Origin of the sequence: Picosynechococcus sp. PCC 73109 (genome assembly GCF_001521855.1) — a bacterium.
Taxonomy (GTDB): Bacteria; Cyanobacteriota; Cyanobacteriia; order Cyanobacteriales; family MRBY01; genus MRBY01.
Genome location: NZ_CP013998.1, coordinates 777,974 through 790,432, shown reverse-complemented (window position 1 = coordinate 790,432; position 12,459 = coordinate 777,974). Strand labels below are relative to the sequence as shown.

Here is a 12,459-nt window from a genome sequence, read left to right as displayed (position 1 = left end):
TATTGACCTTTTTCCTCTGAATTTTTTTGTCAGTCTTCCATAAATTTTCTGTAATTCCGTAATCGCTCACAAACCATGACCCAAGCTCCCCCAGAAGCCCTGACCAACGAGGGACAACCCCTCACCAACCTCCCGAACTGGCGTACCTTCTTTTCCTTCAGTACCGACCACAAAGTGATTGGACTGCAATATATTGTCACGTCCTTTTTCTTCTTCCTCGTCGCCGGGATTTTCGCGATGATCATGCGGGGGGAACTAATCACCCCAGAACCGGATCTCGTGGATCGCACCGTTTACAATGCCCTGTTTACGATGCACGGCAGCATTATGCTGTTTGGCTGGACATTTCCGGTGTTGGCGGGTTTTGCGAATTATCTGGTTCCTCTAATGATTGGGGCACAGGATATGGCATTCCCTCGACTCAATGCGATCGCCTTTTGGATGGTTCCGGTGTTTGGGTCGCTGCTAATCCTGAGTTTCCTGGCTCCGGGGGGACCCGCCCAATCGGGATGGTGGTCTTATCCCCCGGTGAGTATCCAGAATCCAGCGGGAGTGTTGCTCAATGGCGAATTTCTTTGGTTGGTTTCTGTGGCGCTGTCGGGGATTTCCTCGATCCTAGGGGCGGTGAATATTGTCACGACCATTGTGCGGATGCGATGTCCGGGGATGGGCTGGTTTAAAACGCCGGCATTTGTCTGGACGGTGCTGGCGGCACAAATTATTCAGCTTTTTGGGTTACCCGCTTTAACTGCTGGGGCGGTGATGTTGCTCTTTGATCTGACAGTGGGCACAACCTTTTTCGATGCCTCCCAGGGGGGCAGTCCGGTGTTGTACCAGCACTTTTTCTGGTTCTATTCCCACCCGGCGGTGTATGTGATGATTTTGCCGGTGTTTGGCTTTTTCTCGGAACTGTTCCCCGTCTATGCCCGAAAGCCGTTGTTTGGTTATAAGGTCGTCGTCGTTTCGTCAATGATTATCGTGGCGCTCAGTGGGGTGGTCTGGGTACACCATATGTTTGCCAGTGGTACGCCCCCCTGGATGCGGATGTTGTTTATGTTTTCAACGATGCTGATCTCTGTGCCGACGGGGATCAAAGTTTTTGCGTGGGTGGCGACCCTCTGGGGCGGAAAATTGCGCCTGGATACGCCAATGCTCTTTGCGATGGGGGGGTTGATTAACTTCGTTTTCGCGGGGATCACGGGGATTATGTTGGCATCGGTTCCGGTGGATATCCATGTGAACAATACCTATTTTGTGGTGGGGCATTTCCACTATGTGATCTACGGGGCGATCGTCTTTGGGATCTATGGGGCGGTGTACCACTGGTTCCCGAAAATGACGGGCAAGATGTACTACGAGGGTCTGGGGAAACTGCATTTCTGGTTGACGATGATCGGCACAACCTTGAATTTTCTGCCCATGCACCCGGTGGGTTTGATGGGAATGCCGCGCCGGGTTGCGTCCTATGATCCGGAGTTTGCCTTCTGGAATGTGATTGCCAGTATCGGCGGTTTTATCCTCGGCATGTCCACGATTCCTTTTTTGCTCAATATGATTGCGTCCTGGATTAACGGCGATCGCGCTCCCGCAAATCCCTGGCGGGCGATCGGTTTGGAATGGCTTGTACCTTCCCCCCCGGAACATGAAAATTTCGAGGAGTTGCCCATCGTCATCGCGGAACCCTATGGCTACGGCAAATCGGAACCCCTCACGGAAAATCTGGGGGGTTAAACCCATCATTTTGTCGCCCCATCACCATTCGTAGGGGCGGTTCGCGAACCGCCCTTACCGTCCCCGCCGAGCACCCCCCCTACCTAGAAATTCAGTTTTTTTAACACTGCAATTATTGTTATGACTGCCATCAATGAAACCCCGATCTCGGCAACAAGCCACGGACATGGAGAAGAGGATCATCGTCTGTTTGGATTTATTGTCTTTTTACTCTCAGAAAGTGTGATTTTCATCAGCTTTTTTGTGGGCTATATCGTCTATAAACTCTCGGCAACGGATTGGTTACCGCCGGGGGTTGAGGGTTTAGAAATCCATGATCCGGCGATTAATACGGTGGTGCTGGTTTCGAGTAGCGGTGTGATTTATCTGGCGGAACGGTTTCTGCATAAAGAAAATCTCTGGGGCTTCCGTTTTTTCTGGCTGCTCACAATGGCAATGGGGAGTTATTTTCTCTATGGTCAGGCGGTGGAATGGCAGAGTTTAGAGTTTGGGTTTACGTCTGGGGTCTATGGTGGAATTTTCTACCTGCTGACGGGGTTTCACGGGTTGCACGTCCTGACGGGGGTCTTGCTACAAGGGGTGATGCTAGGACGTTCTTTTCTGCCGAATAACTATGCTGGTGGACAGTATGGCGTGGAGGCAACGTCATGGTTTTGGCACTTTGTGGATGTGATTTGGATTATTCTTTTCGGGCTGATTTATCTCTGGCAATAATTGGGGCGATCGCCGCTCTTTTTTCCCTACGAAAATTTGAGACATAAAATTTAGACATAGTGGTGTGTAAGTAATGATTATTGATGACCAAATTTATGACGTAATCGTTGTCGGAACTGGGGCAGGCGGTGGCACGATCGCCCGAAAATTGGCGGATGAAGGAAAGAAAGTTTTGGTGCTAGAACAGGGGCAATTTTCTGAAAAGGAAAGCTCCGAATTAACTGAAGTCGAAGTTTTCAAAAAAGAGCAATACCACGCCCCGGAACAGTGGTACGACCAGCACGGTGAGCCATTCCATCCCCAAACCAGTTATTGCGTCGGCGGCAACACTAAAATCTATAGCGGGGTGTTGATGCGGCTCCGGGAAAAGGATTTTGAAGCGGTGGAACACAAAGATGGCATTTCCCCAGGGTGGGGGTTAAAGTACGCCGATTTTGAACCCTATTACACCGAAGCAGAAAAGTTATACCAGGTGCATGGGCAAGGCGGTGATGATGCCACGGAACCCTCCCGGAGTCAGGATTATGGCTTTCCCCCGGTCGAAAGGTTGCCCCAACTTGATGCCATTGATCAGCGTTTTAGGAACTATGGCTTACACCCGAACTATCTCCCCATCGGCATCGGGCAGGAAGGACGCACGGACTCCGAAGACACAGGCATTAGTCCCGCTATCCGCGCCGGCGATCGCCTGACTTTGAAAACGGGGGCGCAGGTCACCTCCATCCACACTGACCCCTCCGGCAAAATCGTGAAGGGGGTGCAGGCGGTCATCCAAAACCAAGCTTTTTTGTTTGTGGGGAACATCGTGGTTTTAGCGTGCGGCGCGATTAACTCAGCGGCATTACTCCTCAAATCAGCGAACGCCAAACATGAAAACGGTTTAGGCAATAGTTCCGGGCTGGTCGGTCGCAACCTGATGAAGCAATTGATGACCGTCATCGTCGAACAGGAACCCACCCTCAGAGATGGTCTTTTCCAGCGATCGCTTTATGTGAATGATTTTTATTGGGGTGACCAAGATTTCCCCTATCCCATGGGTCATGTGCAGGATTCCGGCGGCATTTTACAGGATGTCATTTTCTCTGAGTCGCCTCCTTTAATCTCCGTGGCAGCGAAGTTTTTACCGAAATTTGGGCTAAAACAGTTGGCGACCCGCTCCCTGGGTTGGTGGCTGCAAACGGAGGATTTACCGAATCCCGACAACCGTGTGTGGCTGAAAAATAATAAAGTTCACCTCAACTACACCGAGAATAACCTCGAAGCCCACGACCGCCTGTTATACCGTTGGCAGCAGATTCTTAAGGCGGTGGACAAGGAATTTAAAGGAACCCATCCCTACGCTCGGATGCCCATTTCCGTCGTCGCCCACCAGTGCGGAACCTGTCGCTTTGGCACAGACCCCACGGCATCCGTGCTCAATCTGGATTGTCGCCTCCATGACCTCGAAAATCTCTACGTCGTGGATAGTAGTTTTTTCCCGTCCAGTAGCGCCACCAGTCCCATGTTGACGGTCATTGCCAATGCCCTCCGGGTCGGCGATCGCCTGTTAGAAATCCTTAGATAATTAGTCCCAGCGATGTTGCCGCGCTTCATCGACGATCCCCTGAGCTTCTTCGAGGGAAATATCATAGCGATCGCTCAATAATCGCGGAATACGGTTGCAGTCACGGTTGGGATTCATTTTTGGATGCTGGGCATAGGTAGGGAGAGCAACGTTACAGAGAAAGGGCGAGGGCTCTGCCTTGAGTTGAATGGGTTCAAGGTTAAGCACGTCCCGTGAATTGATAAAAAAGAGCAGGGCACCACTGAGGTTCGCCTCGCTGAGGTTGGCATCACGCAGGAGGGTGCAGTTGAGATCAGCATCACTGAGATTGGCATACCTGAGGTCAGCGCCGCTAAGGTTGGCGTATCTAAGATTCACGCTGCTGAGATTCGCATACTGGAGCGCTGCCCCGCTGAGGTTGGCCCCGTTGAGATTGGCGCGGCTGAGGTTAGCTCCATTAAAATTAGCACCGCTGAGATTGGCACCACTAAAGTTGGTCTCAATTAGGCTCGCACCGCAAAAATCAACGCCCTTGAGATCCGCACCAGAGAAATTAGCGTCATTGAGATCCGCACCGCAGAAGTCAGTGGTTTCCGTCTTTTTTGTGGCCCTGCGGAAACTGAGGAATAGAAAAATGCCGCCAACAATTGCGGCGATCGCCCGGAGGTCGCTAGCTAAAATTTCGTGATCGCGATGGGTGTCAACGAGGGTAACGCTTTCGTTTTGGAATAAATGAGGATAATTGGCCTGCTGTCTTTGGCCAGGAAGCAACCATAACCACCCTGTCATCCAGAGCACAACTGGCAAGGTGATCGCCCCCATTGTCCACCCCTTGTTAATTTCTTCCTTTGGCTGCCATGGCTTGAATCGCTTGGGCATTCTTGAGACTCCCCGAATACTGATCCCATTATTGCGTCCTCGATTTGGCAACACTCTAATCTTTATACAGGCTTCAGGATTCTCGGAAATGACAAAGGGGAATTAATACCAAAACCTCCACAGCCCCCAGAAATCGGGTGTTGTGAAGGTAGTGGACTGACCAAAATCAGCTTTACAGTTTTGGGGAACTCAGATTTTGTCGGTGATGAACGTTCTACCAATGTTCGGACATTGGGTGGCCGCAGCGGGCGCAGTCAAAACCTCCGGGTGGATCAACGAATGAGGGGCAACTACAACCGCTATGGGTGCATTTTCCTTTGCCGTTTACGGGGTGGTTTTGGGAAATATCTTTTCGAGGCAGCCGCCCAAATAAAAGTCCTACATTTTTGGTCGGTTGAACGACTGGTGTAAGGGTCTTAGTATTCATCGGTTTGATCGGGTTTACGACTAGACCCCTCCAGGCTAACCTTCCCGGTTGGCGATCGCTAAAAATCTCAAAATTTCCGTAATCAATGGTTAAGGCAGGGCGATCGCCTTAGCTTTACGTTTTTTACCTGTGACAACTCTTTAACATTGCCCACCACCTGCCGCAGATAACCTTTGCCTTCCAACCTACCTGAATTGTTAGCTGGCTAGCACACACTAACATTTGTCTATGCCAAACCATAATTTTTCGCAAATTCTATCGGAATATCTGGAAGGGTATGAAACATCTCATCCCACGTACTCTGTGATTGCAATGCTTTTATGATGACTTGAAGGGGTTCGTCAAGGATTACTGGAAAATCTGCTTCTTCGGTCAACTGGGTCTTAAATGCTAGTTGTTCTTGAGGGGGGACAAACTGAGCGTTGACTCCTTCTTTATTGCCCCTTGCGTCAACTCGATACCAACCAACTTCGGGCAGATAAATTCCATTAAATCCATGCAAACTATATGGCGCGCCCTTATCATCAACACTTAATCGTTGATAGCAAAATCCGGCGGGAATCTGATTTGCGCGCAACAGCGCTGCCAACAAATGACTTTTGGCAAAGCAATAACCCGTTTTATGCTGGAGAACATCTGATGCTCGCCAAGTCACAGGATTCATTTGATAATCATAACTATGACAAATTTCATCTCGTACCCACTCAAAACATGCTTTTGCGATCGCTATTGGTGTCTCATATCCCAATGCAATCTGTTTAGCACGCTCCAGAATTTCTGGATGTCGCCAGTCGATGACTTCACTAACTTTTAAATATTCTTCCATATTGCTTGATACGAGTCGTAAGACCTTAGCTTTAAATTGCATGGATATTTCTCATATAGGATTGTTGCAAAAGCAATATTACAGATTTGTAAGCTTGGCGTGATAACACCCCCGCCGCGTAAATTGTTGAATATGGTGCGTGGGGTCACTTGTCTCAAGCGTTACTTCTGTTATGTAAAGTCGAATGTGGAGTGATCTAGACTAAATTAATGCTTATGTCCTTAGGATAGACGTTTTTCGTTCACTTCCATTTCGCTAGAGCCGATGACTGACGCTGACTTAATCCTGGCCCAAAAATATCAACCCCAGGCACCGATCCAAGTAGATCTGGAGTTGTTCCTCACCGCTGCCGAACGTCAAAAGAGCCGCCAACGCCTAGAGTTAGACAATGGCCAAGCGATTCACTTCAACTTATCCCGTGGCAGCCATATCCATCCCGATGACTACTTTCAAGACGCGACTGGCTCTACCCTTGTGCAGGTTAAGGCAAAACCTGAACCCGTGGTCACAGTCACGGCCTCGACCCCCTTGGAACTGCTCAGGGCAGCCTATCACCTTGGCAACCGCCACATCCCCCTAGAGGTGCATCCCCAGTATCTCCGCTTCTCCCCTGACCACGTACTCGAAGATATGCTTACCCGGTTGGGGTTGCAACTGAAACAGGAAATGCTGCCCTTTTTTCCGGAAGATGGAGCCTATGGCCATCATCACTAAGCACATAATTCAGGCGAATCCTGGGCGGTAACTCCCCAACATAAGGCGATCGCAGGATTTATACTTAAGAGTGATTCCCTTATCAATTTTTTGGTTGCCGAGCACCCATGTCAACGGAAACGGATCTACCGACCCTCTCCCCTAAAGATACTTCCCCAACCGAGATGGGCGTGGCCCCGTCCCAGAGTGTAGATGGTTTTGGGCCTGTGTTGCGCAACCCGAAATTCCTCGTCCTTTGGCTTGGTCAAATCTTTTCACAACTAGCCGACAAGATTTATCTCGTGCTGATGATTGCTTTGATTGCCAGTCACTTTCAAACGGCGGATCAGAGCATTAGTGCTTGGGTCTCAGCGGTCATGATTGCCTTTACGGTACCTGCTATTTTGTTTGGTTCCGTTGCAGGGGTTTATGTGGACCGCTGGTCTAAAAAAGGGGTGCTGATTATTTCGAATTTGTTGCGGGGCGTCTTTGTTTTTTGCATCCCCCTCTTACTCTGGCTCGTGCAAGATCAACCCAATTGGTGGGAGCTTCCCCCTGGATTTGTCTTTTTATTGGGGATTACCTTTGCTGTTTCTACCTTGACACAATTTTTTGCGCCAGCGGAACAGGCGACTTTACCGCTCATTGTGAAAAATAAACACCTGTTAGCGGCTAATTCTCTCTACACCACCACGATGATGGCCCTGTTAATTGTGGGCTTTGCGGTGGGAGAACCCTTGTTGGGCCTGGCGGATCAGCTAGTTGAATCTTTCGGGATTACGGGGACTTGGGGGAAAGAATTTGTAGTTGGGGGAGGCTATGCGATCGCCGGTTTGATTTTGTTGGCCCTGAAGACCAATGAAACGGAAACAGATCGCCAACGGGAACAGCCCCATGTTTGGGAGGATATTAAAGACGGCCTCAGTTATTTGAATCAAAATCACCGGGTGCGCAATGCGCTGATCCAATTGGTGATTTTGTTTTCTGTGTTTGCGGCCCTGGCGGTGTTGGCGGTGAGTTTGGCGGCTCAAATTCCGGGGTTAAAGGCGGAGCAGTTTGGCTTTTTGTTGGCCGCAGGCGGCGTTGGTTTGGGGATCGGTGCTTTCTTTTTGGGGCACTGGGGGAATCAGTTACCCTACCGTACCCTCAGCCTTTGGGGTTCTATCGGCACGGCGATCGCCTTAATTGCCCTTTCTTTTTCGATCCACAATTTGGTTTTTGCCCTCTTGAGTACCACCTGCCTGGGCTTTTTTGCGGCCCTGGTGGGAGTGCCGATGCAGACGACGATCCAGCGCGAAACCCCGGCGATCCTCCGGGGGAAGGTTTTCGGTTTACAGAATAATGCTGTTAATATTGCTCTATCTTTACCTCTGGCCCTGGCTGGGGTGGCAGAAACCTTTTTTGGCCTGCAACCAGTGCTTCTAGGTCTTTCGGGATTGGCGATCGCCGGTGGGGTATTGAACTGGTATATTTCAATCAAATCCTAACGCACACCACAGGATCCCCCTCAATGCATGTTGCTTGGCTCGGTAAAAAATCTCCTTTTTGTGGCAATGTCACCTATGGCCGTGAAGTGACCAATCACCTCCTCGATCGGGGCTATCAAGTGAGCTTTCTCCACTTTGCCCAGCAGGAAGAATGCGATCAGAAATGGCGGGACTGCCCAGAGGTTTTTTTACCCTTCCTCTACAAGTCACAAATTTACACGATCCCCAGTCCGAAATCGAGTCAAGTGCTGATGCGATCGCTCCAAAAGTTCCAGCCAGACCTCGTCCATGCCTCCCTGACCCTCTCGCCCCTAGATTTTCGTCTGCCCGACATCTGCCGCGAACTCAATTTGCCCCTAGTGGCCACCTTTCACCCTCCCTTTGACAGCAAACTACGCAACCTCAAATCCAGTACCCAATACCTCACCTACCAGCTTTATGCCCCCTGTCTAGCCAACTATGACCGGGTGATTGTCTTCTCAGAAATCCAAAAAGAAATGCTCGTCAAACTGGGAGTGCCACGGGATACGGTGCGCATTATCCCCAATGGCGTCGATGAACAAAAATATGCCCCGGCTCTCAGTGCCTACCGCCACACCTTCCAAGCGAAACGGGTATTCATTTACCAAGGCCGCATTGCCCCTGAGAAAAACGTAGAAGCCCTCCTCAAGGCTTGGCGACTGGCCAATATGGGAGAAGATTGTGTGCTGTTAATGGTCGGTGATGGCCCCCTCAAGGCTTCCCTAGAATTGCTTTACACCGAAGATCAAGGGGTCCGTTGGCTTGGGTTCATCGGCGATGAAACCCAGCGGATTGATCTCCTCCGGGCGGCGGATGTGTTTGTGTTGCCCTCTTTGGTGGAAGGATTGTCTTTATCACTCCTCGAAGCAATGGCCTGCGGTTTGGCCTGCATTGCCACGGATGCCGGCGCCGATGGGGAAGTACTCAACCAAGGAGCCGGGGTTGTCCTCGATACCCAGGGTGTCACCGGACAACTGAAAACCCTTTTACCCTTGTTCCGTGAACAACCAGAATTAGTCACAATCCTGGGTCACAAGGCGAGGCAGCGGGTGTTAGAACGTTACACCTTGCAGAACAACATCAGTCAGCTCGAACAAACTTACCAAGAACTGTGTCCCACGGCGGCGTCTGCCCCCCATCCGGCTCCAGTGCAAAGTTTTCCCTAAAAGGTTTACTGTTGACCAAGGTTTATCATGGGGAGACCAATGTATTTTTTGGCGATCGCCTTGATATTGTTCTATGGATTTAGACCAACAACTGCAAATCCTCATTGACCAAGCCCCCCAGGATGGCAAGATGCCCCAGGTGATGGCCCAGGCGATCGTCCCAGTCCTCAAAGCCTTCGCCCAAAAATTGCAATTCCTCGAATACTATGTTTGCCAATCTTTAGAGGGGGACTGGCTCATCACGACCCTTGCTCAACAGAGTGATCCCCAGCAGACCAAAACCGTTATCTACGGCTTCTCAAGCCTCGCCCTCGCCCAACAGCACCAGGGCAGCAATGCCGATCCGTCCCTAATTGCCGTGCCTCTGCCCGTCACCCACCTGTTGTTTCAGCTATTTTCGCTGGCCGCCGTTGATAGCTTGATCCTCACCGAAGCCCAGGGGAGCCTTGAAATTCGCCGCCAGGATCTGCAACAGGCCGTTCAACAACAATTATTAGGCGATCGCCCCCGTCAAACCCCAGACAGTCAGTGGGCCTGAACAAGACACCAAGGACAAACCCAGTTAATCCCTAACTAGATGGGGTATCAGCTTTTGTTTCCTGATCAGAGGTTTCCGGTTTCGCTTCCGTGGCCTCGACTTTTTCGCCGTTCCCTTCCTCTAGGCGGGCCTGCATCGAAACGGTTTTTTCAATTTTTTCGGCTTCTTTCTTAAATTCTTCCTGGAACTCATTGGAGGCATCCTGGAAACTGCGGATCGTTTTCCCAAGGCTCCGGCCAATCTCTGGCAACTTTTTCGGGCCAAAGATTAACAGAGCAATAATAAAAATGAGGGCCATTTCTGGCAGGCCAATCCCGAAAATATTCATAGATTCTGGGGGTTAAGGGTGGATTTTTGCTGTTTTATTTTACCGTTGCCGGGGCAGATCGTCGGAGGTTTGATCGCAGTTGACCACAGGCCGCATCTGCCTCCAAGCCCTTAGAATAACGTACGCTCACCGCGATCTTGTGATCCTGGAGGATTTGCTTAAAGACATTGATCCGTTTTTTCCCCGGACGCTGGAAAGGTACTTCGGTAATGGGATTGTAGGGAATCAAATTCACATGGCTTTGGAACCCTTTTAGTTTTTTGGCTAATTCGGCGGCATGGTCGGGCAGATCATTCACCCCCGCCAGCAAAATGTATTCAAAACTGAGGCGGCGACGGGTGATGGCGACGTACTCGCGGCATTCGTCCAACAGATCCTCAATGGGATAGTGGACAGCGGTGGGAATAATCGATTCCCGGAGGACTTGGTTTGGGGCGTGGAGGCTTACCGCTAGGGTGATTTGCAGATTCTGCTGGGCAAGGGTGCGGATCTGATCGGGTACCCCCACGGTAGAAACTGTCAGCGATCGCTGGCCAATGCCGATGTCTTGGTTCAGGCTTTGGATCGATTTAAGCACCTGTTCGAGGTTGGCGAGGGGTTCCCCCATCCCCATAAACACCACATGGCTGACCCGTTGCTGGAAATCTTCTTGGACAGTGAGCACTTGATCAACGATTTCATGGGCCTGGAGATGCCGGGTAAAACCACTTTTACCAGTGGCGCAAAAATCACAGGCCATGGCACAGCCCACCTGGGAAGAAACACAGACGGTGAGGCGTTTTTCGGTGGGGATACCGACCGTTTCAATAATTAAGCCATCGTGGAGTTGGAGGAGATATTTGCGGGTGCCATCGGGGGCGGTGCGTTGGTGGTGGATCTGCGATCGCCCCACGGGATAGGTGCCCATTTGCTCACGCCAAGCCTTCGGAAAGACGGTGATTTCACTCAGGTCATGGATCCCTTTTTGGTAGAGCCAATTGTAGAGCTGTTTGCCACGGTAGGCGGGTTGACCAGTGGTTTCGATCCAGTCGGTCAGTTCCGGGAGACTTTTGCCGAGGAGTACGTCTTGGGGCATGGGTTGCAAGGAAAAGGGGCGATCGCCTGTGATTGGGTTAAGGGATAAAGTTAAACAATTCCTTTTCCATTGTGGCATAGGGGCCGCTGCTTCCTGATCAGGTGCCCAGACAATTGAAAAACTGTCCTTAAATCCTTGGCTCCCCCAGGGAATCTGCCTATGATTTAAAGGTGGTGTATGGCAAGGAAAATCATGTTGGGCTGGCTATTAATTGGACTGGTATTACTCTATCTGGGGGGCTGTGGTTATCTGTTTTTTGGGCAGCGGCGGATTATTTTTGAACCCCAAGCCCAACCCTTACATCCAGTGCCGTCGGATTTTGCGCTACCCTACGAAACGATCACGATCCCCGTCACTTCAACGCAACAATTAACAGGCTGGTGGCTACCCCAGAACAAGGGGGACAAAACGCTACTATTTCTCCATGGGAATGGCGGGTTAACGGTTTACAATTTTCAGGCGATCGCCCTCTGGTACCAAGCGGGCTATTCAGTCTTGGCCTTTAACTATCGGGGCTATGGCCAGAGCAGTCCTGGCTTTCCCCAAGAATCCCAGGTGTACGAAGATGCAGCGGCGGCCTATACCTTTCTCACCCAGACTAAGGGGATCCCAGCCCAACAGTTGACGATCCACGGCCATTCCCTCGGCGGGGCGATCGCCATTGAATTGGCCCAGCGGTACCCGGTGGGTGGATTATTTCTAGAGGGCACCTTCACCTCGATGTTCGCCATGTCTACCACCAAACCCCTCTATCGAATTTTTCCCGTCTCTTTCCTTTTACACCAGCGGTTTAATTCAGCAGCTAAAATTACCCAACTCCAGCTACCGATTTTCTTTTGCCACGGGGAATTGGATGAAACAGTCCCCAGTACCATGGGGGCGCAACTGTGGGCGATCGCTAATGAACCCAAGCAATTTCAAGCTGTGCCTGGAGCCGACCACCATAACCTCGCCGCCGTGGGTCCAACCACGATCCAGCAGGGGATTACCTGGCTCGAAACCAAGCGTGCCCTCTGCCACGGGTAATTAAA

The 12,459-nt window shown here is 50.8% G+C and carries 12 protein-coding genes; 8 read left to right on the top strand and 4 right to left on the bottom strand.

What is annotated here, in order from left to right; all coding sequences use genetic code 11:
* Positions 1 to 75 precede the first annotated feature (75 nt).
* The 3 genes from ctaD (at position 76) to AWQ23_RS03770 (ending at position 4,009) form a co-directional block, all read left to right on the top strand.
* Entirely contained in the window at positions 76 to 1,731 is a 1,656-nt protein-coding gene (ctaD, locus tag AWQ23_RS03780; protein WP_062432733.1) for a cytochrome c oxidase subunit I, read from the top strand.
* 120 nt (positions 1,732 to 1,851) lie between these two features.
* Complete coding sequence (locus AWQ23_RS03775) at positions 1,852 to 2,445, top strand: heme-copper oxidase subunit III (protein WP_062432730.1); 594 nt, start codon at positions 1,852 to 1,854, stop codon at positions 2,443 to 2,445.
* Between the two features lie 73 nt (positions 2,446 to 2,518).
* Positions 2,519 to 4,009 carry a GMC oxidoreductase gene (locus tag AWQ23_RS03770; protein WP_062432727.1) on the top strand — a complete coding sequence of 497 codons (1,491 nt, stop codon included), beginning with the start codon at positions 2,519 to 2,521 and terminating at the stop codon, positions 4,007 to 4,009.
* On the opposite strand, the gene AWQ23_RS03765 is transcribed toward AWQ23_RS03770, so the two are convergent.
* Both AWQ23_RS03765 and AWQ23_RS03760 read right to left on the bottom strand, forming a co-directional pair.
* On the bottom strand, positions 4,010 to 4,867 hold the full coding sequence (locus tag AWQ23_RS03765) for a pentapeptide repeat-containing protein (protein WP_062432724.1): 858 nt from the start codon (positions 4,865 to 4,867) through the stop codon (positions 4,010 to 4,012). It abuts the gene before it with no gap.
* Between the two features lie 653 nt (positions 4,868 to 5,520).
* Complete coding sequence (locus tag AWQ23_RS03760) at positions 5,521 to 6,162, bottom strand: transglutaminase family protein (RefSeq protein ID WP_228657462.1); 642 nt, start codon at positions 6,160 to 6,162, stop codon at positions 5,521 to 5,523.
* Between the two features lie 222 nt (positions 6,163 to 6,384).
* On the opposite strand from AWQ23_RS03760, the gene ureE reads away from it, so the two are divergent.
* From ureE to AWQ23_RS03740, 4 genes are all read left to right on the top strand, one after another.
* Complete coding sequence (gene ureE / locus AWQ23_RS03755) at positions 6,385 to 6,834, top strand: urease accessory protein UreE (RefSeq protein ID WP_062432722.1); 450 nt, start codon at positions 6,385 to 6,387, stop codon at positions 6,832 to 6,834.
* 107 nt (positions 6,835 to 6,941) lie between these two features.
* Positions 6,942 to 8,300, top strand: a complete 1,359-nt coding sequence (locus AWQ23_RS03750; protein ID WP_062432719.1) for an MFS transporter — start codon at positions 6,942 to 6,944, stop codon at positions 8,298 to 8,300.
* A 23-nt stretch (positions 8,301 to 8,323) separates the two neighbouring features.
* Complete coding sequence (locus AWQ23_RS03745) at positions 8,324 to 9,487, top strand: glycosyltransferase family 4 protein (RefSeq protein WP_062432716.1); 1,164 nt, start codon at positions 8,324 to 8,326, stop codon at positions 9,485 to 9,487.
* Positions 9,488 to 9,560: 73 nt separating this feature from the next.
* Positions 9,561 to 10,025, top strand: a complete 465-nt coding sequence (locus AWQ23_RS03740) for a hypothetical protein (RefSeq protein WP_062432714.1) — start codon at positions 9,561 to 9,563, stop codon at positions 10,023 to 10,025.
* A 31-nt stretch (positions 10,026 to 10,056) separates the two neighbouring features.
* Here AWQ23_RS03740 and AWQ23_RS03735 read toward each other — a convergent pair whose 3' ends face one another.
* A complete protein-coding gene (locus tag AWQ23_RS03735; protein WP_012306345.1) occupies positions 10,057 to 10,353 on the bottom strand; it encodes a TatA/E family twin arginine-targeting protein translocase in 297 nt (98 codons plus the stop codon).
* A gap of 34 nt (positions 10,354 to 10,387) precedes the next feature.
* Positions 10,388 to 11,428 carry a 23S rRNA (adenine(2503)-C(2))-methyltransferase RlmN gene (gene rlmN, locus AWQ23_RS03730; RefSeq protein ID WP_062432712.1) on the bottom strand — a complete coding sequence of 347 codons (1,041 nt, stop codon included), beginning with the start codon at positions 11,426 to 11,428 and terminating at the stop codon, positions 10,388 to 10,390.
* Positions 11,429 to 11,605: 177 nt separating this feature from the next.
* Between rlmN and AWQ23_RS03725 the strand changes: the two genes are divergently transcribed.
* Complete coding sequence (locus tag AWQ23_RS03725; RefSeq protein WP_071884902.1) at positions 11,606 to 12,454, top strand: alpha/beta hydrolase; 849 nt, start codon at positions 11,606 to 11,608, stop codon at positions 12,452 to 12,454.
* Positions 12,455 to 12,459 lie beyond the last annotated feature (5 nt).